Raw genomic sequence first — 23,917 nt, 5'->3', positions numbered from 1 at the left:
CCAAGTCAGATATGTTATACTGGGAATTAAAATCTTGTACGTGTGGTTTGGAGGATTAGATATGTCCGTTCGTTTTGTTATTGGCCGGGCAGGCAGCGGAAAAAGCTCGCTGATTACCCGGGAAATTACATCCCTGCTTCAAAAGGAGCCGCAAGGCACACCTTTGATTTTACTCGTTCCCGAACAGAGTTCTTTTCGAACAGAGCAGGCATTGGTGTCTTCTGGAGCAATTAAAGGTACCATGCGTGCAGAAGTGCTCGGCTTTCGCCGTCTAGCCTATCGTGTAATGCAGGAAGCAGGCGGTTCTGCTCGTATTCCGATCGGAGCCGAAGGCAAAAAGATGCTGCTCTACAAAGTAATCCAGCGCCGTAAGGAAGAATTGAAGCTGTTTGGTGCATCCGGCAGCCAGATGGGTTTTATAGGGGAATTAAATGACTTATATAGTGAATTTAAACGTTATGAAGTTGATCCATCATTGCTGGAAGACGGGCTGTCTGGAGGGAATAGATCATCCACTTCGCCGATTCTGGAGGACAAGTTGCATGACTTGAATCTGATATATCGTGACTATGAACAGGAATTGACCAATTTATATATTGATGATGAAGACACGTTGACCGAGCTGACAGATCGTTTGTCGGAAAGTGCATTGCTGCAGGATGCCCAGATCTGGATTGATGGTTTTCAGGGATTCACACCACAGGAGATGAGTGTGATCGGTCGGCTGATGTTGCAGTCCTCTTCCGTGACGATTGCACTGACATTGGATCGTCCTTATGATCACGGCGCACTGCCTGGAGAACTTGAATTGTTTTATCCCACGGCAAGTGCCTACGCGCGCCTGAAAGGGATGGCTGATGAACTGGGTATACCGAGCGATATAACTGTGCTAGATTCGGAGATTCCACCGAGATACAAGGATCGTCCGGGGCTTGCTCATCTGGAGGTTGGTTTCGACCGCCGAATTCGTTGGAAAAGTGATGGCCTTGATTCCGGAATCCGACTGGTTGCAGCGGAGAACCGACGAGCTGAGATGGAGGGGGCACTGCGTGAGATGCGGCGCCTGGCACAAAACGAAGGTGCACGTTATCGGGATATGGCGGTACTTGTTCGTCAGTTGGATACCTACGCTGATATAGCTGAACCGTTATTCAGGGATTATGACGTACCCGTCTTTCTGGACCGCAGAAGAAATGAACTTCATCATCCATTATCTGAGTTTATCCGTTCCGCACTGGATATTGTTCGGCGCCACTGGCGCTACGAGGATGTATTTCGCTGTGTCAAAACGGATTTGCTGCTTCCGCGTGATGGTTCCATCACTCGTGAAGATATGGACCAGCTTGAGAATTATGTACTGGCTTGTGGTATTCAAGGGTATCGCTGGACTGACGGCAAACCGTGGAAGTATGTACCTAGCTTATCACTGGAAGATAACGGTCAGGATGGCCGTAGTCGAGGACGGGACCAGATGCTTTCTTTAATGGAGAGCTGCCGAACGGTCATTACAGATTCCTTGGGTGTTTTTGAGAAACGAATGAAAAAGGCAAAGACAGCCAAAGCCCAGTGCGAGGCACTATACAGACTGCTGGAAGATGCTGAGATCGCATGGAAGCTGGAGAACATGTCTGCTGAAGCTAAGGCACAAGGTGACCCCGAACGGTCGAGAGAACATCGGCAGATGTGGGGAGCTGTGCTGGATTTATTGGATCAGATGGTCGATATGATGGGGAATGAACGGCTGGATATCACGCTGTTTGCCGGGATGATTGAGACCGGATTGACGGAACTGAAGCTGGGTCTGGTACCACCAGCACTTGATCAGGTTTTGATGGGTTCTATGGACCGTACACGCCTTCAGGACATCAAATACGTATTTATCCTTGGCGCTGTTGATGGTGAATTACCCGCCGTACCTCAGGATGATGGCGTATTAACGGAACTGGAGAGAGCGTTACTGACGGAAAGAGGCATGGCGCTTGGACCAGGTGCAACAAGACAGATGCTGGATGAACGTTTTCTGATCTATACGGCACTTACAGCGGCAAGCAGCCAGTTGTGGCTGAGTTACCCGGTTGCTGATGATGAGGGGAAAGCACTGCTTCCTTCCGAGATTGTCCGCCATGTACGGAAGATGTTTGGTCTACAAGAACAGCCATTGTTCGCTCAACCACCGGTTGCGAACTCGGAAGAAGCGCATTGGTCCTATGTCACCCATCCGGGTCAGAGTCTGTCAACGCTCATTGGACAATTGCGCAAATGGCGTCGCGGAGAAGACATCCCTGAAATGTGGTGGGCGGTCTACAATTGGCATGTATCTCGGGAGACAAGCAGACCTCAGCTGGAGCGGTTGATGGGATCGATCTTTTATCGTAATAGAGCATTACCACTACGTACAGCTACCAGTCGCAGACTGTATGGTACAGAGGTGAGGACGAGTGTCTCACGAATGGAGCGGTTCGTTGCTTGTCCGTTCTCCCATTTTGCTTCGCACGGGTTACGCCTCAAAGAACGGCAATTGTACCGCCTTCAGGCTCCTGATATCGGGCAGCTGTTTCATGCTGCACTAAGCCAGCTGGCTATGCGGTTGCGCGAAGAAAATCGTAGTTGGGGCAGTTTGACTCCAGACCAATGCCGTCAGGAAGCCGAGCAAACGGTGGAGCAGATTGCACCACAGCTGCAAGGGGAGATTTTGCTAAGCACCAAGCGATACGGTTATATTTTCCGCAAATTGAAGGACATTGTTAGTCGGGCATCCGTTATTCTGGGTGAACAGTCCAGACGTGGAAGTTTTGAACCGATTGGGCTGGAGCTTGATTTTGGACCGGATAAAACACTGCCGCCACTACGTTTTGAACTGGAGAACGGCTGTGTGATGGAGATCGTGGGTCGTATTGACCGTGTAGATGTTGCAGAAGGAGAGAATGGTCTGCTCCTGCGTGTCATTGACTATAAATCAAGCCAGACGGACCTCAAGTTACATGAAGTGTACTATGGTCTGTCATTGCAAATGCTCACCTATCTGGAGGTGCTGCTTAGTGCTGCCGAGGAATGGCTTGGGGAAACGGCGATGCCGGGAGGAACGTTGTATTTCCATGTGCATAACCCGCTGTTGCAATCCGCAAACGGCATGACATCAGAACAGGCCGGACAAGAACTGCTGAAACGGTTCAAAATGAAAGGTTTGCTGCTGGCGGATCGGGACGCAATCGCTCAAATGGACAACACCCTGGATAAGGGATATTCAGCCATTATTCCGGTTGCCCTTAAGGCAGACGGAAGCTTTTATAGTAGTGCTGCTGTAGCTACGCCAGAGCAATGGGATACGTTGCTTGCTTCGGTTCGCAGTAATATCCGTGAGATTGGTACCCGAATTACGGATGGGGATGTGGCCATTGAGCCTTATCGTATTCAGCAGGAAGTGGCTTGCACGTTCTGTCCGTATAAACCTGTTTGTCAGTTTGATGAGAATATAGAAGGAAATGAGTATAACCTGTTGTCCAAACCGGGCAAACAGCAAATCTGGGATATGTTATCTCACACCAAGGGAGGGGAAACATCATGACGAATATGCCAAAACCGGAAGGAAGCTTCTGGAGTGATGACCAGTGGAGTGCGATTTCCGAAAGCGGAGAAGACATACTGGTTGCCGCAGCGGCGGGATCAGGCAAGACAGCCGTGCTGGTTGAACGAATTATTCGTAAGATCGCAGATCCCTCCCAAGGATTCAGTGTAGATCGATTACTTGTAGCTACGTTTACCAAAGCGGCCGCCGCCGAGATGAAACAACGGATTCGGGAAGCGCTGGAACGTGCGCTTGAAGAACAGCCTGGAGAAGAACATTTGCGTAAGCAGCTGTCCCTGCTTGGGCGGGCATCTATTACAACGTTGCATTCATTCTGTATGGAAGTCATTCGCCGTTATTATCAGCAAATTCCGTTGAACCCGGCTTTCCGTATCCTGAATGAAAATGAAGCGGAAATCATGCGGCAGGAACTGCTCGAAGAACTATTTGAGGAAAAGTATGGCGAAGAAGATGAAGGGAGTACATTCCGCGAATTGGTGGACTGGTTCAGTGGAGAACGAAATGATGATGCGATGCATCGACTGGTGCAACGATTGTATGATTTCTCCCGCAGTCACTCCTGGCCGGATCATTGGCTCTCAGAGATGGCATCTGCTTTTCAGGTGGAAAGTGTGGAGGCACTTGGACATTCAGCATGGGTTCAGAGTATTTTGCGTGATGCGGCTCTTGCTTTGAGTGGTGCAGCAGGACTGCTTCGTCAAGGCATCCATATTTCCATGCAGCCTGAAGGACCGGCACCTTATGCGGATACGTTAAAAGAAGACCTGGTGATGGTAGAAGAGCTGCTGTCTGCGGCCCAGGTTATGCCATGGGAAAGGTTGCCTGAAGTGTTTCAACCCGCTGCATTTGGCAAACTGAAACCCTGCAAAAAAGATCAGACGGACCCGGCTTTACAGGATCAGGTGAAGGAACTCCGTGAGGCCGCGAAAAAGGCAGTTACCGACCTGAAAGGTTCATTGTTCGGAAGAAGTGCGTTTGCGTTCTGGCAGGAGTTGGAGCAAGCGGCACCACTCATGCAGGAGTTGTCGAGGTTGGTTAGTACATTTGGAGAACGTTATCGACAGGCCAAACAGGAACGTGGGCAAGTTGACTTCAGTGATCTGGAGCATTACTGTCTTCACATTTTGCGACATGAGGATTCAACGCCTGAACTGTCGATGCCTTCCGATGCGGCTATGGAGTACCGTTCGCGATTCGATGAAGTGTTGCTTGATGAATATCAGGATACCAATACGGTTCAGGAAGATATCGTGAAACTGATCTCCAGAGAAAACCCGGGTAACCGATTCATGGTCGGTGATGTCAAACAGAGTATCTACCGTTTCCGGTTGGCTGAGCCAGGCCTGTTTATGAACAAGTATCGCCAGTATGGAGCGAGCACAAATGAGGACGGAATGCTGGAAGAACGTCTGCATCGTACAGGTCAACGTATTGATCTTGCGCGGAATTTTCGTAGTCGAGCAGAAGTTGTGCATTCGGTCAATATGATATTCCGGCAACTCATGAACGAAGGTGTGGCAGAGATTGCTTACGATGAACGAGCTCAACTGGCATATGGGGCTACGTTCCCGTCAGAAACACTTGGTGATGAGGCGTATACACCTGAACTCATGCTGATCGATCGTCAGGGTGGTGGTCCTGATCTGACAGAGAGCACGGATGAGAATGGGGATGTATCGGTCTCCGCAGAACTGGAGAGTGCCGAACTCGAAACAGCCCAGTTGGAAGCGAGGGCGATCGCAAGGCGTATTCGTGAGATGGTTGGGGATACGGACAAACCTGCCCTCCATGTATATGACAAAGCTCTGCAAACGATGCGCCCGGCACGTTACGGTGACATGGTCATCTTGCTGCGTTCAACCTTGATGTGGGCCCCGCTCATGATTGAGGAATTCAGACAGCAGGGAATTCCTGCTGGAGGAGAACAGAGCAAGGGTTATTTTCAGGCTACAGAAGTGGAAATCATGATGTCTCTGCTTCAGCTTGTTGATAATCCAAGACAGGATATTCCGCTTGCTTCCGTGCTTCGTTCCCCGATTGTCGGACTGGATGAAGAAGAACTGGCACAGATTCGGCTTGGTGAAAAAAGACAGTCATTCTATGATGCGGTTATATCGGCTGCGGGAGATTGGAGCGATTCCTCCACTAATGCTGTACAACAATCCCGGCAGGATAATCATCCTGATTCCAATATCGTCCAGTTGCAGTGGCCGGAAGCCTGGTCAGAGATGGAACAGGGGGAGCGGGAAACAGCAGCTTCAGTTGAGGCAGAGATTCTGGACGATGTACATGAATTCGATGTGCGTACAGTACAGACAGATGGAATGCAAGATGCTGGTGTTGCGGGACATGCAAGTGAGGATCTGGGTATAACGGAGATCTCAGGCTCGGAGTTGCAGCAAAAGTTAATTCGTTTTATGCGTCAATTGCAGCAGTGGAGACTTGAGGCAAGACAAGGCAGTCTAAGTGAACTGATCTGGCGTATGTATCGGGAAACCGGTTATTTGGATTGGGTTGGTGGTCTTCCAGGAGGACTGCAACGTCAAAGTAATCTTAAGGCTTTGTACGATCGCGCACGACAATATGAGGAATCAACTGCGAATCGCGGCTTGTTCCGTTTCCTGACCTATGTCTCCAGACTGCGGGAAAACGGGGGAGACCTCGGGACTGTAGCAGGTAGTTCTGGTGAGCAGGACAACGCCGTACGTATCATGACGATTCACCGGAGTAAAGGTTTGGAGTTTCCAATTGTCTTTGTCGGTGGCATATCCAAGATGTTTAATCAGCAGGACTTGAATGCACCGTTTCTAATGCATAAGGAACTGGGGTTTGGCCCGAGGTTTGTGGATCGTGAGAACCGGGTTGCCTATCCTACATTAGCCAATCTGGCGATTCGTCGTCGTGCGCAATTTGAATTGCTTGCTGAAGAGATGCGTGTGCTGTATGTTGCGTTGACCCGTCCCAAAGAGAAAATGATTCTGCTGGGTACTGTAAAAGATGCCGCGAAAAAAGCGCTCGCGTGGTCTCAGGTCAAGGATAGCCCTGAAGTGGCATTACCAGACTATCTGCTGGCTGCAGGACGGAGTTACCTGGACTGGATTGGGCCTTCCTTGATGAGACATCCAGATGCGGCCGTGCTGCGTGAACTTGCTGGAAGCAATGATTCGTTCTCAGCCTGTCTTGCAGATGATCAATCACGATGGGCGATCTCTATTATTTCCGCCGATCAGGTATCCCGTGACCATGTGGTGGATCAGACACTCGGAGAAGAAGACGGGATAAATGAGGTACGGAAAGAACGAATTGCTGCACTAAAAGCCGTCCAACCCGTGAAGTTGGTTACATCTTCAACTGTAGAAGAGCTGACGAAGAGTGCACAAGATACGGCTAACCAAAACATTGGAGATGAAGGTGCAGACACAGTAGCTCTTCAACAAGAGGAGACACGGCTGATCAACGAGGTTGATCAACGACTTTCATGGACGTACCCCTATGAAGCAGCAACTCAAGTAGCAGCCAGTACATCTGTCACGGAGTTGAAAACGTTACTTGCGATGCAGGATATCCAGTCCGTAGAGGTGATGGAGGAACTGGGAGAGCAGTCCGAGACATTATTGGAACACAACACCCCAGGAAGCAATTACACCAAAGATGAAGCAGGCCATGTACTACGTCGCGTACCCGATGAATCTAACGAGCGCGAGACTGGATCAGGGGCAGATTCAAACGGTACGGTGAACCTTCCGGATGCGGGATCTGCGGGTACGTCTTTCAAACTGCACCTGCGTCGTCCCAAATTCATGGAGGCAACGCAGCTGACAGGGGCAGAACGGGGGAACGTGTATCATACGTTGATGCAGCATCTTCCTATAGATGGATCATCTGTTGATTCACAGCTTATTGAACAGACGATTGAGCGGTTGATTAAGCTTCAGATTTTACTGCCCCATCATGCTGCGGCTATCGAACCTGAAGAACTGGCCGGATTTTTCAATACAGAACCAGGGAAAGAATTATTGCGTGCAGCATGGGTGAAACGGGAAATTCCGTTTGTGTATGGACTTCCGGCACATCAGTCTCCAGTGGAATGGCTACATCAACAGGCGGCGAACTCAGATATACAGATGCTAAATGAAGATAGCAAAATGCAGTCAACGATTGAAAATGAAACCGTGCTTGTACAGGGGATTATCGATTGTCTGTATGAGGTGGACGGCGAGCTTGTCTTGCTTGATTACAAGACGGATCGGGTGTTGGAGCATCGTGGTGGTTTGGATGAACTCACCAAAAATTATCGCTTCCAGCTAGATCTGTATGGACGGGCTATTGAAGATATATTAGGTCGGAAAGTTGACCGGAAATGGCTGTACTTTTTTGATGGTGGACATGCAGTGGAAGTGTAAAAGAACTGGATTGGAGTTCAAAACTATGGATTTCATATGGGAGAGGGGTGGAACGGACGATGCGTATTTTGCATACAGGGGACTGGCATTTGGGAAAAACGCTGGAAGGACGAAGCCGACTGCGTGAACAGGAAGATTTTGTTGATGAACTCGTCAGGGTGGCTGATGAGCAGCAGGCGGATGCCATATTGATGGCCGGAGATGTGTATGATTCGGTGAATCCTCCCGCAGCGGCGGAACAGCTTTTTTATGAAGCGGCAGCACGTCTGACGGAGCATGGAAGACCTCTTGTGGTGATTGCAGGAAATCATGATCAGCCAGAACGTGTAGCTTCTGTAACTCCACTTGTGAATAGACAGGGCATTACACTCGTAGGAATGCCTACTTCAGAAGCGGTAACCATCCATGCAAAGCGAACCGGAGAAATTGCACAGATTGCCGCATTACCTTATCCTTCTGAAGCCAGATTGAATGAACTGCTGACAACAGATGGGGACGAAAATGTGCTTCGTCAGGCATACAGTCACCGGGTGGGCATGTTAATGCAGCGTCTGGCAGCTTCTTTCCGCCCGGATACCGTGAACTTGGCCATGAGTCACATCTATGTGCTCGGCGGACTTGAGAGTGATTCGGAACGTCCGATTCAGATCGGTGGGGCCTACACGGTAGACCCTTCATCTTTATCGACTGGTGCGCAATACACGGCGCTTGGGCATCTTCATCGTGCACAGGCTGTCAAAGGAGACGGTGTGATTCGATATAGCGGTTCTCCTCTCGCCTACAGCTTCTCGGAAGCAGGGCAGAGCAAGTCTGTCACGATGGTTGATCTGACACCGGGCGGAGCTGCACAGGTAGAGGAAGTTTTGTTAACGTCCGGGCGTCCGCTTGTGCGTTGGCAGGCCCGTGGTGGTCTGGCAGAAGTATATCGCTGGCTGGATGAGGGACGTGATCCGCAGGCTTTTATCGACATGGAAGTGTGGCTGGATGAGGCGATGTCCCTGAAGGAGATTCAGCAGCTGCGAAAATCACATGAGGGTATTATTCATATTCGCCCGGTTTATCCCGAGATGGCTGCAGCAGGACTTTTGGAGCAACGATCCGAGCTACCTGTACATGAACTGTTCCGTAAATTCTATCAGCGTCAGACGGGTGGTGCACAGCCGGAAGACAGCCTGGTACAGCTTTTCCTGGAACTTGTGGATGAAGATGAGCCGGGAGTGCGTGAGGAGGTCGAGGAAAGATGAAGCCAATTCTATTAAAAGTTGCCGGACTGCAAAGTTATCGGGAGATGCAGGAGATTGATTTTACCGTGCTGACGGAGACGGGACTATTCGGTATTTTCGGTCCAACGGGTAGTGGTAAATCTTCCTTGCTCGATGCCATCACACTTGCCATGTACGGAAAAGTGGAACGCGCGGTGAACGGGACACAAGGCATTATGAATCATGCAGAGGATTCGTTGTCGGTTGCTTTTACATTTGAACTGATGTCGGCGGAAGGCACTCGGAGGTTCCGGGTAGAGCGACGTTTCAAACGAAATAATGAAGTTTCGGTGAGTAACACGATCAGCAAATTCATAGAGACGGTCAATGGCGAAGAACAGGTACTTGCCGACAAATTGGCAGATGTGAATCGCTGTGTTGAAGATGTGATCGGTTTAAAGATGGATGATTTCACACGGGCAGTGGTTCTTCCGCAAGGGAAGTTTGCCGAGTTTTTGTCACTCAAAGGCAGTGAACGCCGCCAGATGCTGCAACGATTATTCCATCTGGAGAAGTATGGGGACCAGTTGGCCATCAAATTAAGTCGGCGGGTCAAGGATAATGATATGGTTCACCAATCTCTTGCTGCGGAGCAACAGGGACTGGGCAATGCCAGCAAGGAGACGCTGGAAGAAACGAAACGTCTACTTCAAACCGCTGTTCAGCAGTCTGAATTGTCCCGCAAAGCGCTGGATGAAGCTGCGAAGGAAGCTGAACAACTGGGCAAAATTCGTGAGTTAAGTAACGAACGGCAGGCTCGGTCAGATGAACAGCAGAAGCTGAAAGCACTGGAACCACAGATAGAGGCAGGCGAACAACGGCTGAAACAATCCGTTGCGGCAGATGCGATACTGCCTGCGTTGCAGACGGTTCGAGATGCCACGGCTACACAGAAGCAGCGGCAGGATATCGCCGAGACAGCTCATCAGCAAGCACTGGAACATGAGCGTCTGGCTGTTCAGGAAGCGGAGAAGGCTGAGACGGCACGCAAGCAAATGACTGAGGAAGAACCGAAACTTTTGCTGCGCTTGGAGCAACTCGAACAGGCAAAAGAGCTACAACGGGAACGGGACGGGCTTCAAGCCGATTGCTCGCGCCTCGCGCAGCTGCTGGAACAGGGGCAGGGCGAACAGAATGCGCTGGGACAGCAGCTTGAGAAAGAAAAGGAATTACAACAGCGTGGACGCAAACGGCGTGAGGAACTACAGGAGAGCCTCAAGCCAAATGAAGTGAAGTCAGAGGAACGCAGACAGCTGCAGGCTGCGCTTGAACTGAAGCATCGTGTGGATACTGCCGCGGAGCAGCTGCAGCAAAACAAGGCTGACATGCAAGCCTATAAGCAGTCGGCAGAACAGGGAGCCGACAAGCTGAAGGCGGCGGCTGAGGAAGAAAAACGCCTGAGTGATCAGCGTCAGCATCTGGTAGAACAGGCGTCAGCAGGCCTTGAGGCATTGCTTGCCTGTGAGCAGGATATTAGCCGCGAACAAAGCCTGCTGGCCCTTGCGGAGGAACAGCTGCGTGGCATGATGCGTGAGCAGGAGCTGCACCGACTGTCCTCCGCCTTGCGAGCCGAGCTGCGTGACGGCGAGCCATGCCCGGTGTGCGGCTCGCCGCATCACCCACTCCCGGCTGCGCCGCCGGGAGAAGGTCCGCACGCAGGCGATGCGGACCTGGAACTGCTGCGCAGCCTGCACGCGGAGCTGCAGGAGCTGCGCTTTGGGCTGCGCCAGCAGCTGCACGAACGTCGCAGCCTGCTGACGCAGCTTGGCGCTGCGGCCGGCGAAGCTCCGGCCGCAGCCGAGGCCGCGCCTGCGGCAGCGGAGCCCGAGCCCGCCGGGTCGCCCGAACACGGGCGCTCCCCGGCAGGCTGGGCATCGCGTGCCGCTGCGCTGCGCGAAGCCGCGCAGGCGCTGGCTGCCGCAGCAGCGCCGCTCCATGCCGAAGCCGCCGCGTTGCAGCAGGCGGCTGTAGGCGCGCAGCAGCGCCGCATGGAAGCGGCAGCTGCGCAAGAGGCCGGCCGTGCCGGGCTCACCCAGGCGGAGCGCAAGCTGGCAGAGAGCGAGGCTGCAGCGGCTGTCTTGCGTGGCCGCTGGGCCACAGAACTGCCGGGCATCGCTCAGGAGGAGGCCAAGGCCCTCTATCAGGCGATGCAGGAGCGCGATGCGCGCGCCGAAGACATCAAGGAACGTCTGAACAAAAGCGTGACGTTCCTTGAGGAAAAAGACCAAATCATTCAATCTCTCCAGCAGAAGCTGGTGGAATTGGACAAACAACTGATTCAGTGGCAAACGGAGTGGCAGGGCAATAGCAAACAGCTGGCCGAGAAGGAAGAACGCTTGCGCCAGTGGGTTGGGGAGCAGCGGGTAGAAGATCTGATTACTGCGGCTCAGGCTCGTCTGGATGGACTGCGGAAAACAGCTTCGGACTCGGCACAACGCTTCAAAGAAGCGGACACGCTGAAGCAGGAATCAGCCAAGAAAGACGTCATGGCTCAGCAGGCAGCCGCCTCGGCCACAGAACATCTGCAACAGGCACAGGAACGGTGGAAGCAATTACTGGAAAAATCCCCGTTTGACTCGGATGATGCTGTTGTATCCGCGGCAATTCCTTCACATGAAGCAGAACGACTGGCAGGAGAGATCCAGCAGCACCGTGAACGTGAGCGTGAACTGGCATCCCAGTTGCGTGAACTGGAACAAAAGCTGGGTGGTGCTGTCGTATCGGAGGAACAGTGGTTAGCCTGCACCGAACGTTTGCAGCAGGTCCGAATTGAGGATGAGGCTGCCCTTCGTGCCAAAGCACGTGCAGAACGTGATTTGGAGGATGTGGAGCAGCGACATGTTCGCTGGACCGAACTGGAGAACAAGCGGGTGGAGGTAAGCCGTCAAGGCGAACTGCTCAGCAAGCTGCAATCCGCGTTCAGAGGCAATGCTTTTGTCGAGTATATTGCCGAAGAACAACTGATGCAGGTTAGTCATGCGGCATCTCAGCGTCTGCGCTTCCTGACCAAACAGCGTTATTCACTGGAGGTGGATTCCGGCGGTGGTTTTGTAATCTGTGATGATGCCAACGGGGGAGTCAAACGACCGGTATCAACGTTGTCAGGTGGCGAGACCTTTTTGACTTCGTTGTCACTGGCCTTGGCACTGTCGGCCCAGATTCAGCTGCGAGGTCAGTACCCACTCCAATTCTTCTTCCTGGATGAAGGGTTTGGTACACTTGACCCTGAGCTGTTGGATACCGTCATTACGTCTTTGGAAAAATTGCATGACGACCGATTGGCTGTTGGTGTAATCAGTCACGTGCCTGAACTGCGTGCACGCTTGCCGCGCAAACTTGTGGTGATTCCGGCAGGTGAGGCCGGAAACGGCTCACGGGTGGTCTTGGAGACCCTGTAGAGGGAAACGTGTAAGCAATATAGATCATAGAAGCGTCTCTAATAGTCCAAGCAAAATGAATATTAGAGGTTGTTCAAAAAGTCCGCTTTTGATTACGAATGGTGCCTAGCGGCATCATCAACATCTAATATGGAATTCAGCCGAAATAAGTAGGGGCTTACGAAGGTTGTTTCCTTCGGAAACATTGCGGTTGCTCACGTAGCTCTATCTATGCTCCGCTACTCCATTTCTAGCTTTATCCCGTCTTTTTGGTACTGAAAACCGCCCTTTTTAAACACGCACTATTACGGAATGTTATTTTTGTAAAAATATTTCTTTTCTTGCTTTTATAACTTAGCGGAGTGAGTTACATCACAGATACAGGTTCATCCCGCTGTTATACTACAGTTAAGCCGACAAACTTTATTTAAGTACCCCGGCGGACATCTGATCAGGACGTTTCCTGAATAGATGTCCGCGCAGCAGACTTCCAAGGAAGCCGCTCACGGGGTGCTTCTTTTTTTGTGTTTTTTCGTCAGTAGTGTCAATTCGCCCAGTTCTGAATACCATGAAAAGGTGATCAAGAGCTGAATCAGGGAGGCGTTGGCAAGTGGAAAAAGTGGAAGCAAAGAAAATATGTAAGGAACACATGCACCGTTATGTATGTGTACAGATGAATGACGGTATGCACTATGATGGTATTATGGAAAATGTGGATGACGAAATGATCTACCTGGCTGTTCCCGTTGGACCGGAAGCCATGGTGAATCATGCGAACTGGGCTCCAAATGCAATGCCTGGAGCAAACTATCCGATAGGTCATACTCGCGGATTTTATCCAGGTTACGGCTACCCTACACCTTATCCGTATTATGGTTATGGCCGTAGACGTTTTAATCGGCTGGTGCTCCCGTTATTTGCGCTTACAGCGTTAACTCTTTTACCGTACTATTGAAATTAGAAAAAACAGTCATAACTGCAAGTGACACATTCTTATGTACCCTATGGGCATCCTATGAAAATCTTGAAAATAACAAGCTGAGGATGGATGTTTCATTCATGGTACCGTACAGAATGAAATACAGAGGTCTTATCACATACAGAGTCTCAGCCTGATGTATCGCGGTACTCATTGCAATACAACTGGGCAACATACCGAATATCCAAAAAAGTCATGCCTGTGCAGAAGCGAACTTCTGTAAGGCATGACTTTTTTTGAACCTAATTAGTATAAGGTCAATGATGAACGGATGGCACATAACCTGTATTCAAACTTGCTGAAAGCAGAACCTGACCTGAACGTATCCGCAGCAGAGGCGTACCGCATCCTGAATATGCGAGAACGTGCCTATGTGAGAGCAAACGATCAGGACACCGGAAAGCTTTAATTCTCTATTCTTATAAAAAGTTTCGCTTCGGGTGGAATTGATGCTGTTCTCTTGCCCACGGTTAGAGGAGCAGAGCATGATGTGAGCGCTGACGAATCTGAGGCATCTTATTCAAGGCTCTGAAGCGCCCGCAGAATTTTAAGGAATCAGAGACACGTTATAACCGAATAAAGAGCCGCTTTCAGCATTTTTTTGAGGTTGTTTCGGGAAATAAAGTGCCTGCTGTTCCTTATAATTTCAAATGTGGGTCTGAACGCCAAATAAGACGTCCTGTGTTCCTTAGAAAATCGTCAACTACCCATTTGCGAGCATCAGCAAGCATGGACTTCAAAATGCCCTCAATTTAAAGCAGATTTCAAATCCTCAAGTAAATCTTCAACATCCTCGATCCCAACGGAGATACGAATCAAACCATCCGTGATCCCCAATTCTTGCCGACGTTCATAAGGAATGGAGGCATGCGTCATTCGGGCAGGTACAGAAATTAAACTTTCCACCGCGCCCAGACTTTCAGCCAATGTGAAATAACGAACTTTGCTTAACACGTCATCTACTTTTTCAGCACTGCCTACATCAAAGGAAACCATACCGCCATATCCTCTCGCTTGCCTGGAAGCGAGCTTGTGCTGTGGATGGTCGGGCAACCCAGGATAATAGACTTTGCTCACCGTTGGATGTTGATTCAAAAATGCCACAAGCTGCTCTGTATTGCGTTCTTGCGCTTCCATCCGCAATCCCAATGTTTTAAGACCTCGCATTAACAGCCAGGAATCCATAGGTCCGAGAATTGCGCCAATTGCATTTTGAATAAAATGCAGATCTTCACCAAGTTGCTCGCTGTTGACAACCGCAAGTCCTGCCACGACATCACTATGACCACCGATATATTTTGTTGCAGAATGCAGTACAATATCTGCCCCCAGAGCCAGCGGGGTCTGCCAATAAGGCGTACTAAACGTGTTGTCCACAATGAATAACAATTCATGTTGTTTCGACCACTTCGCTACAGCAGCAATATCGGTGACCTTGAGTAACGGATTGGTAGGTGTTTCTACATAGATGGCCTTTGTATTGGATTGCAAAGCCTGCTCCAGTGCTTGTAGTGAGGTGGTATCTACAAAGGTAGACTCGATCCCCAGACGATTCAGCACCTTGGTGAAAATGCGGTAAGTCCCGCCGTATACGTCATCCGTCAGAATGACGTGATCTCCTGTTTTCAACAGAGACAGTACAGCATGAATTGCAGCCATTCCCGAACTAAAAGCAAAACCTCGAACGCCATCCTCCAGCTCTTTAATGACTTCTTCCAACGCATGACGGGTAGGGTTGCCTGTTCGTGAATACTCGTATCCTTTGTGTACGCCAACCGATTCCTGCTCATACGTGCTTACTTGATAGATCGGTACACTCACTGCTCCAGTGTGTGGATCACCAACAATACCTGCATGAATCAGCTTGGTTTTTGGTCTCATTTCATTGACCTCCATTATAGATATTTTGGCTTAAATATCGTTCGCTGCTATCCGGGAAAATAACGACGATGTTACTTCCGGGAGCTGCGTGAACGGCCTCGTTTAATGCGGCTTGCATAGTTGCACCTGAGGAACTTCCTACCAGTAAGCCTTCCAACAAGGCCAGATCCTTGACCCGCTCAAAGGCATCTTCATCTGAGATCGTATGAATGGCATCAAAGTAACTCACATCCATAAAAGAAGATAACGTTTCGACCCCTATTCCTTCTGTACGATGTGGTCCCGATGGACCTCCTCCGAGAATCGAACCTTCGGGTTCTACGATACATGTTTTAATTGACGGGTTTTGCTCCTTCAAATAGCGAGATACTCCCATGAAAGTTCCGCCAGACCCGGCTCCGGCGATATATACATCCACCTGCCCGTTCAGATCACGCCAAATCTCAGGGCCCAGATGTTCATAATGTGCGAGTGGGTTATCCACATTGGAGAACTGACCTGGAATATACGAACCCGGTATTTCTTTCGCCAGCGATTCCGCCTTGCGTATGGCACCAGTGATTCCTTCGGATGTGGGTGTGTTGACGACCGTAGCCCCAAGGGCTTTCATCAACTGCTGCTTCTCAACGCTGAACTTCTGAGGTACCGTGAAAATGACCTTTAAATTCAGGCCAACAGCCGCCATTGCAAGACCAATTCCTGTGTTGCCTGCGGTAGCTTCGATCACCGTTCCACCTGGCTTAACATCTCCTCTTGCCAAGGCCTTCTCCAATAAAAACTTGCCGATCCGGTCTTTCACACTTCCTCCGGGATTCATGAATTCCAGTTTGGCGAACAGGCGGATTCCTTCCGGTAATGGATAACGAGTTAATTCAAGCAGAGGTGTATTACCTATAAGTTCCTGTACATGTTGATAAACGGTCAAATTAACCAATCTCCTTTTGTGTGTCATTAACCATACATATTTGTTTAATTGGGAAAAGTGCGTGATAAAACCATATTTCGATAAAAGAGCTTGGTATACATTCAATGTCGTATAGTGTTCGGCTCGATGATAGATGGAGAGTTGACCTAGAATACCTGGTTGTGTGTCTAAAGATTGGACGTGGGTTTTTACTTTTAGTATGATAGAGGGGAATACATACACTGGAATACAAAGGAGGGTATGAACTATGGATTGCTTATTTTGCAAAATTGTAGAGGGCAGCATTCCCTCCAATAAAGTACTGGAGAATGACCATGTTATCGTTTTTCATGACATCCAGCCCGCTGCACCGACACATGTTCTTGTCATTCCGAAGAAACATATTGCTTCCATGAATGAAGTTACTGCAGAAGATCTGCCATTGATCGGCGAGATTCATCTGGCTGCTCAAGAAGCGGCGAAGCGTCTTGGCGTGGAGGAAACAGGATATCGATTAATCAACAATTGTGGTAAGGATGGAGAACAAACCGTTCATCATCTGCATTACCATTTGTTGGGTGGTACCAGACTTGGCGTGTTGACAAGTCTGTCCGATTCTCACAAATAAACGAGCTAATGGGTACTAATATTGAGGATTTAGTCATATGCATTAAATCCACGAATGTGTGACCAAATGCTTATATAATGAATTCATTTCATAATACCTTTGAGTTATAAAATGGATTCAAATAAGTGATCATTACATTGAGGTTGACACCTTTATTATCTTTCGCCTATAATGTAAGATGATGAACCGTGTTATTGCTCTTGGACGGTCTGGTCGGAGGGAGGGAAAACTGGTGTCTGAAACTAAAGTTCGCAAAAACGAGACTATTGATGCTGCACTTCGTCGTTTTAAACGCTCCATCGCTAAAGATGGCGTATTGGCTGAGGTGAAGAAACGTAAGCATTATGAGAAGCCAAGCGTAAAGCGCAAGAAAAAGTCCGAGGCTGCTCGTAAGAGAAAGTTTTAGGAGGATTTTAATTACATGAATCTTAGCGAACGATTGAACGAAGATATGAAGCAAGCGATGAAGAGTAAGGACAAGTTCAGACTCTCCAACATTCGGTTGATTCGTTCGACGATCAAGAATCTTGAAATAGATTTGAAAAGAGATTTGGATGACAACGAAGTGCTTGATATCCTGAGTCGTGAAATCAAACAGCGCAAAGATGCCCTCCAAGAATTTGACAAAGCGGGCCGTGAAGATCTCGCGGCAAATGCAAAAGCGGAAATTGAAGTACTCATCCAGTACCTTCCCACACAGCTTACCGAAGAAGAAATTAAAGTTATTGTACAGCAGACCATCCAGGAAACCGGTGCTTCTTCGAAAGCCGAGATGGGGAAAGTCATGGCGGCCCTTATGCCGAAAGTTAAAGGCAAAGCGGACGGCAAACTGGTAAATCAAGCAGTTCAACAATTTCTGCAATAAAGCAAATCAATAAACACCTTCTGACTTGTCAGGAGGTGTTTTTTCCATTTATCAGAAGACATGATGTCCTTGGGATGACGAAATTTCTTTTTAATGGTTAATATATATTATTATGGATTTTTATTCTTGCAATTGATCGAGTTTTCAAATATAATTTTAAGATTTTGAAACGAAATGTTGCATTGCACGTAATAAATACCATAAGCTGGACAGTATAACATTAATGGAAAAGGGGGGACTATTGTGAAGGGAAAGCGCCGGAAGAAGCTTACGGGGCCATTGATGCTCTTAATGCTGCTGACGCTGTTGCTTCCTGTCTGGATTGGATCACCGTCAGCGCATGCAGCTGAGAAGAGTGGTGCCGTATATATTATTCCGGTTGATAAACCAATCGAGCAGGGACTTGGCAAGTTCATGGAACGCGGGTTCAAGCAAGCAGAAGAGATGAATGCTGGCCTGATCGTTCTTGATATCAATACGCCGGGAGGCCGTGTCGACACTGCAGAAGCATTGGGTACCCTAATTAAGGACAGTCCGATTGAGACTGTTGCATTTGTTCGTGGAGATGCTGCTTCAGCCGGGAGTTTTCTGGCTCTGAATGCAGATAAGATCGTAATGTCACCAGGCAGTATGATTGGTGCGGCAGCAATGGTGGACAGTACGGGTAAACATGTTGATGATCCAAAGCTTGTTGCATTCTGGAAAAGCAAAATGCAGGGAGCGGCTGAAATCAGTGGTCGTGATGGCAAGATTGCAGCTGGAATGACGGATGTTAACATCGTTGTTGAAATGCCAGAGATCAATAAAACCAAACAAAAAGGTGAAATTATTGCTCTCTCGGCTGAAGAAGCGCTGAAAGTTGGTTATGCCGACCACATCAGCAACACACCGGAAGAAGCGGCAGCTTGGCTCGGTTACAGTCAGGATGACGTATTTAAGGTAGAACGAACAACAGCGGAGAATATCTCCTCTTTTCTTACCAATCCGGTTGTTATGACTGTGTTATTGTTCCTCGGAATCGCGGGTGTGATCATTGAATTGATTGTTCCTGGTTTTGGAGTTCCTGGTATTGTAGGTATCGTGTGTTTCGTGTTGTATTTCTCGGGTAATTACATTGCGGGATTTGCCGGAGCAGAGACATGGGTGCTATTTACCGTCGGACTCATCATGATGATTCTGGAGATGTTTATTCCGAGCTTTGGTATTCTGGGGATTTTGGGATCAATTGCGCTTGTGGCCGGTGTTGTAAGGGCTGCTTATGATACGAGTGATGCATTTGTATCTCTGGGTATCGCTTTTGGAGCAGCACTGGTAGTCATTGCGATCATCTCAATTATCTTTAAGGATCGAGGGATATGGAATCGCTTCATACTGAGTGATAGCATGTCTGCGGATCGGGGTTATTCATCAGCCACAGAACGCAAAGAGCTGGTTGGTCTGCAAGGAATCAGTCTGACACCACTTCGTCCTTCTGGAACAGCGATGTTTGAAGGGGAACGAATTGACGTTGTGACCGACGGAGATTTTATTCCCATTGATACACCGATTATTGTGATTAAAGCGGAAGGTACCCGGATTGTGGTTCAGCAAGCTTTGCCGGTGTAACTCGCTCTGTTGTCGAAGCGGATCAACGCTTCGGCAATGTACATAACCACGTGCTGAAGCTGCCAGCGAGGTGGTGCATTCTTTCATTTAGCAGCGGACTCATGAGTGTCTTCTAAAACATTTTCATCAAATTCAAATTGCAAATGGAGGAAATTAAACAATGGACACATCTATGATTACGATTTTGCTCATTGCGGTAGTAGGTATTATCGTATTGAGCGTATTCTTCAGCTTTTTCCCGGTTATGCTCTGGGTTTCAGCGATTGCATCCGGCGTACGCGTAAGTATTATTACACTGGTAGCGATGAGACTGAGACGTGTAACGCCTAGCCGTATCGTTAATCCAATGATTAAAGCAACTAAAGCCGGTCTTAAACTTTCAATGAACCAACTGGAAAGTCACTTCTTGGCCGGTGGTAACGTTGACCGTGTTGTAAACGCTCTGATTGCTGCACAACGTGCCAACATTCCACTCGAATTTGAACGTGCTGCTGCGATTGACCTCGCAGGTCGTGACGTATTACAAGCCGTACAGATGAGCGTTAACCCACGAGTTATCGAAACACCGATTGTCTCTGCGGTAGCCAAAGATGGTATTGAAGTTAAAGTTAGAGCGCGGGTTACGGTTCGTGCCAACATTGACCGACTCGTCGGTGGTGCTGGTGAAGAAACGATCATCGCCCGTGTTGGTGAAGGTATCGTAAGTACGAACGGTTCCTCCAATTCTCACAAAGACGTCCTGGAAAATCCGGACCTGATCTCCCGTACCGTATTGTCCAAAGGTCTGGACGCAGGTACTGCATTTGAAATCCTGTCCATTGATATTGCGGACGTTGATGTAGGTAAAAACATTGGTGCCTTCTTGCAAACAGAGCAAGCAGAAGCTGACAAACGTATCGCTCAGGCAAAAGCGGAAGAGCGTCGTGCAATGGCCGTAGCCCAAGAGCAAGAGATGAAAGCACGCGTAGTGGAAATGAGAGCACGCGTTGTTGAATCCGAATCCCAAGTACCTTTGGCAATGGCTGAGGCACTTCGTAACGGTAAAATCGGTGTGATGGATTATATGAACCTGAAGAACATTGAAGCGGATACTCAAATGCGTAACACATTGGGAAAACCTGGTGAAGGTTCGAATTCCAACGATCAGGGTGATTCCAAAAACGGAAGATAGGCGGTGAGTGCATATGGGCCTATTTGAATGGATTTTTGATAATCTGTATATTGTGGCCGTCATCGGTTTTGCACTCTTCTCCTTCTTGGGGAAAGCTGCCAAATCGGCTGATCCGAACAAAAAGCGTCCTGCCAACGGGATGCCTACATTTGGAGGCAGTGGTGATTCAGGCCGGGATGAACGTTCAAGAGACAATTCATCTCCGCAGCAGTCTTCCGGACCTACAGACCCCCGCTATGATGAACAGTATGACGATCGGTATGATGACGTGCAATATGAGAATCAGTATGATCAGCCGTATTCGGAGCCTGCTGCATCTTCTCGCCCCGCAACTGACTACAGAAGTGAGGGCACGATGAGTGCCATGGAAAATTCACTTGAGGAACAGATGAGAGGTATGGAAGAACAGCAGCGCTTGATTGAAGAACGCTTGAATCGCATCTCTTCTGCGAATCGGCCAGTTGTGTCTGATTCCAGTTGGGATGAGACCAGCACCGATGAATCGGGAGCGTCCCCGCTTCGTCCTGCTGATATTCGTACAGGTGTCCTGTGGGCAGAAGTACTGGGTTCCCCTCGTTCCAAACAGCCGTTTGGCACAAGAGGGAAACTGTAAATAATTAAATTGCTGGACGGAAATAAAGCCGTCTCTGGTGAGCATAAAGCCGCCGGAGATGGCTTTTTCTGTGTTCTATCCTTTTTTCTCAACATTCGTCCCTAACACGCCCCGGAATTTTCATAATTTCATGAATCTGCGCATAAGTTGAACTGTAGAGGAAGGGGGAAGACCTTCGAATGACCCGGATCAGCCGCAAGCTGCGCAGATGGACCAGTGAAGTGTTGGATCTGCCGCAGGATGTGCTTTATGATATGCCACGGTTAACCCTGATCGGCAGTAAGCAACTGTATATAGAGAATCATCGCGGTGTCATCCATTTCACGCCGGATCGTATCGTGTTGGCTCTTTCCCAAGGCCAGTTAGAGATCAAAGGAACTGCCTTGGTGATACGTAACATTTTGCCGGATGAAGTAGCTGTTGAAGGAACGATTCTGGATATTCATATGAATGGAGTGGAGGGGAACGGATGAAGCAGCCCAGTCTGTACAAACTGCGGGGAGCAGTCCGAATCACGGTCACTGGGGGAGACATTGAAACATTGATCAACACGGTGGCAGAGCAGGGACTGGAAGTGTGGAACCTGCGTGCTCACGATGGACGCGTGGCAGAGATGAACATTCTGCTGCCGCATTTTTTCAGGTTGCGTCCTGTGTTGAAACGGACAGGCTGCAGGGTGAAAGTAACCCATCGTAGCGGTTTCCCTTTTTTTGCGGCCCGATTATTGCGGAGGAAGTTCTTTCTTGGGGGTATGCTGTTTTTTGTGGCAGCTTTGTTTGCGTTGTCGTCCATGGTATGGAGTGTGGAGGTCAAGGGTAACGTCACCATTCCCACCGACGAGGTGCTTGCAGCAGCGAAGAAAGAGGGTATATATCCTTTGCAATGGGGATTCCGTCTGCAAAGCCAAGACAAGCTCTCCAGGCAGCTTGCACTCGCTCTGCCGGATGTAACCTGGATTGGCGTGAGCAAAGAAGGGACAACCATTACCATTCAGGTCGTAGAATCGGCGCAACCAAAGCGCGAACCATTGCTGAATCCCAGGCATCTGATCAGTAAGTCAGATGCTGTGGTCACTCAAATCTATGCGGAGCAGGGACGCCCTGTTGTTCAGAAGGACATGCGTGTCAAAAAGGGTCAGGTATTGATCTCGGGGATTCTCGGGGATGAGGAGAACACCAAAACCATCGTTGCCAAAGGCGAAGTTCGTGGTCTGGTATGGCGTGAGTATCAGGTAGAGGTTCCGCTGGTGCAAAAACATAATACAATGACAGGTGAGAGCAAAGAACGTTTTTACATGGTGCTGGGGAATTGGGCGATCCAGCTGTGGGGGTACGGAAGTACACCATTCGCTTCATTTGATACCGAGAGTAATCATAAACCATTGACGTGGCGATCCTTTACACTTCCTATGGGTTGGCTGACAGAGAAAGATCTGGAGACCCAAGAGCATGAGCAACAACAGACGGTAGAATGGGCCAGAACGAAAGGATTGGAAGGAGCAAGGAACGATATTATCGCCAAAAACGGCAAAGGAACAAAAATTATAAGTGAAAAAATTTTGCATGAGAAGAAAGAGAATGGTAAAGTTTATATGAAAGTCTTATTTGAAGTAGAAGAAAGCATTGCGGAAGAACTTCCGCTAGTCCATAGTCAAGGAGAATGAGGATATTTGTCAGAGCAAACACGCAGCATACAAATCTCCCTCCAGAGTGCGGGAGAGGGCCAATCTCTTTTTGGACCCCAAGATACTTTTCTTAAACTGATTGAATCCGAGATTCCCGCCCAGATTGCATCCCGTGAAGCGGAGATTGTGATTTTTGGCAATGCACAGCAGGTGGAATCGCTTGAACAATTATTTGATGTGTTACTGCAATTGATACGCAATGGATATGTGTTAACCGAGAGAGATGTGAAGTATGCGATTGAACTTGCCAAGGATATGCGGGCAGACCAGCTATTGGATCTGTTCAAGGGCGAGATTACAACGACATACCGAGGTAAACCAATCCGTGTTAAAACCATTGGACAGAAGCACTATGTAACTACAATTAAAAAACGTGATATTGTATTTGGCATTGGTCCTGCCGGTACGGGTAAAACCTACCTTGCTGTTGTACTGGCTGTTGCCGCAATTAAAGAAGGCAGCGTCAAACGCATTGTGCTCACACGGCCTGCTGTTGAAGCAGGAGAGAGTCTTGGGTTTTTGCCAGGTGATCTTCAAGAGAAGGTAGACCCGTATCTGAGACCGCTGTACGATGCCCTATATGACGTTATGGGACAGGAACAGACCGCTAAGGCACTGGAGCGTGGGTTAATCGAAATTGCGCCACTCGCCTACATGCGGGGGCGTACCTTGGATGACTCGTTCATCATTCTCGATGAAGCACAGAACACAACGCCGGAACAGATGAAGATGTTTCTGACCCGTCTTGGTTTTGGCTCCAAAATGGTCATCACCGGAGACGTTACACAGATTGATTTACCGCGTGGTAAGAAATCCGGGCTTGTGGAAGCGAATACGATCTTGAATGAAGTTAACGAGATTGGATTTGTCTATTTTGCCGAGCAAGATGTTGTACGGCATTCCCTTGTCCAGAAAATTATCGTGGCTTACAACCACGCCGCAGAAAATCAAGCATAGAA

17 protein-coding genes are annotated in these 23,917 nt (G+C 49.0%); 15 read left to right on the top strand and 2 right to left on the bottom strand.

What is annotated here, in order from left to right:
* Positions 1–61: 61 nt before the first annotated feature.
* The 6 genes from addB (at position 62) to MKY44_RS19790 (ending at position 14,016) form a co-directional block, all read left to right on the top strand.
* The gene (gene addB / locus MKY44_RS19815) at positions 62–3,565 is read left to right on the top strand and encodes a helicase-exonuclease AddAB subunit AddB (RefSeq protein WP_341008232.1); all 3,504 of its coding nucleotides are present in this window, start codon (positions 62–64) and stop codon (positions 3,563–3,565) included.
* Entirely contained in the window at positions 3,562–7,989 is a 4,428-nt protein-coding gene (addA, locus tag MKY44_RS19810; RefSeq protein ID WP_341008231.1) for a helicase-exonuclease AddAB subunit AddA, read from the top strand. The genes addB and addA overlap by 4 nt, the downstream gene beginning before the upstream one ends.
* A 59-nt stretch (positions 7,990–8,048) precedes the next feature.
* Complete coding sequence (locus tag MKY44_RS19805; RefSeq protein WP_341008230.1) at positions 8,049–9,233, top strand: exonuclease SbcCD subunit D; 1,185 nt, start codon at positions 8,049–8,051, stop codon at positions 9,231–9,233.
* The gene (locus MKY44_RS19800) at positions 9,230–12,649 is read left to right on the top strand and encodes an SMC family ATPase (RefSeq protein WP_341008229.1); all 3,420 of its coding nucleotides are present in this window, start codon (positions 9,230–9,232) and stop codon (positions 12,647–12,649) included. Before MKY44_RS19805 ends, MKY44_RS19800 begins: the two co-directional genes overlap by 4 nt.
* A 589-nt stretch (positions 12,650–13,238) precedes the next feature.
* Positions 13,239–13,583 carry a hypothetical protein gene (locus tag MKY44_RS19795; RefSeq protein WP_036674796.1) on the top strand — a complete coding sequence of 115 codons (345 nt, stop codon included), beginning with the start codon at positions 13,239–13,241 and terminating at the stop codon, positions 13,581–13,583.
* 295 nt (positions 13,584–13,878) lie between these two features.
* Positions 13,879–14,016, top strand: coding sequence for a hypothetical protein (locus tag MKY44_RS19790; RefSeq protein ID WP_341008228.1), 138 nt, complete (start codon positions 13,879–13,881; stop codon positions 14,014–14,016).
* A 338-nt stretch (positions 14,017–14,354) separates the two neighbouring features.
* Here the strand turns inward: MKY44_RS19790 and MKY44_RS19785 are convergent, their stop codons facing one another.
* Complete coding sequence (locus MKY44_RS19785) at positions 14,355–15,488, bottom strand: bifunctional cystathionine gamma-lyase/homocysteine desulfhydrase (protein WP_341008227.1); 1,134 nt, start codon at positions 15,486–15,488, stop codon at positions 14,355–14,357.
* Between the two features lies 1 nt (position 15,489).
* The gene (locus tag MKY44_RS19780) at positions 15,490–16,440 is read right to left on the bottom strand and encodes a PLP-dependent cysteine synthase family protein (protein WP_445670658.1); all 951 of its coding nucleotides are present in this window, start codon (positions 16,438–16,440) and stop codon (positions 15,490–15,492) included.
* A 220-nt stretch (positions 16,441–16,660) separates the two neighbouring features.
* On the opposite strand from MKY44_RS19780, the gene MKY44_RS19775 reads away from it, so the two are divergent.
* From MKY44_RS19775 to MKY44_RS19735, 9 genes are all read left to right on the top strand, one after another.
* Positions 16,661–17,020 carry a histidine triad nucleotide-binding protein gene (locus MKY44_RS19775; protein ID WP_024628477.1) on the top strand — a complete coding sequence of 120 codons (360 nt, stop codon included), beginning with the start codon at positions 16,661–16,663 and terminating at the stop codon, positions 17,018–17,020.
* A gap of 232 nt (positions 17,021–17,252) precedes the next feature.
* Positions 17,253–17,426, top strand: a complete 174-nt coding sequence (gene rpsU / locus MKY44_RS19770; RefSeq protein ID WP_005547957.1) for a 30S ribosomal protein S21 — start codon at positions 17,253–17,255, stop codon at positions 17,424–17,426.
* Between the two features lie 15 nt (positions 17,427–17,441).
* Positions 17,442–17,885 carry a GatB/YqeY domain-containing protein gene (locus MKY44_RS19765; protein ID WP_017687237.1) on the top strand — a complete coding sequence of 148 codons (444 nt, stop codon included), beginning with the start codon at positions 17,442–17,444 and terminating at the stop codon, positions 17,883–17,885.
* A 282-nt stretch (positions 17,886–18,167) separates the two neighbouring features.
* Positions 18,168–19,490 carry an NfeD family protein gene (locus MKY44_RS19760; RefSeq protein WP_051450046.1) on the top strand — a complete coding sequence of 441 codons (1,323 nt, stop codon included), beginning with the start codon at positions 18,168–18,170 and terminating at the stop codon, positions 19,488–19,490.
* A gap of 160 nt (positions 19,491–19,650) precedes the next feature.
* Entirely contained in the window at positions 19,651–20,661 is a 1,011-nt protein-coding gene (floA, locus tag MKY44_RS19755) for a flotillin-like protein FloA (protein WP_036615045.1), read from the top strand.
* Positions 20,662–20,674: 13 nt separating this feature from the next.
* A complete protein-coding gene (locus MKY44_RS19750) occupies positions 20,675–21,274 on the top strand; it encodes a hypothetical protein (protein ID WP_074095883.1) in 600 nt (199 codons plus the stop codon).
* Positions 21,275–21,453: 179 nt separating this feature from the next.
* Entirely contained in the window at positions 21,454–21,747 is a 294-nt protein-coding gene (gene yqfC / locus MKY44_RS19745) for a sporulation protein YqfC (protein ID WP_017687241.1), read from the top strand.
* A complete protein-coding gene (gene yqfD, locus MKY44_RS19740; protein ID WP_341008225.1) occupies positions 21,744–22,937 on the top strand; it encodes a sporulation protein YqfD in 1,194 nt (397 codons plus the stop codon). Before yqfC ends, yqfD begins: the two co-directional genes overlap by 4 nt.
* Positions 22,938–22,943: 6 nt before the next feature.
* Positions 22,944–23,915: a PhoH family protein gene (locus MKY44_RS19735; RefSeq protein WP_017687243.1), complete on the top strand. Its 972-nt coding sequence runs from the start codon at positions 22,944–22,946 to the stop codon at positions 23,913–23,915.
* Positions 23,916–23,917: the final 2 nt, after the last annotated feature.

The organism is Paenibacillus sp. FSL R7-0026, from assembly GCF_038004485.1.
Classification (GTDB): Bacteria; Bacillota; Bacilli; order Paenibacillales; family Paenibacillaceae; genus Paenibacillus; species Paenibacillus xylanexedens_A.
Note: the sequence above shows the minus strand (reverse complement) of the source record. Positions and strands in the feature narration are given on the sequence as shown.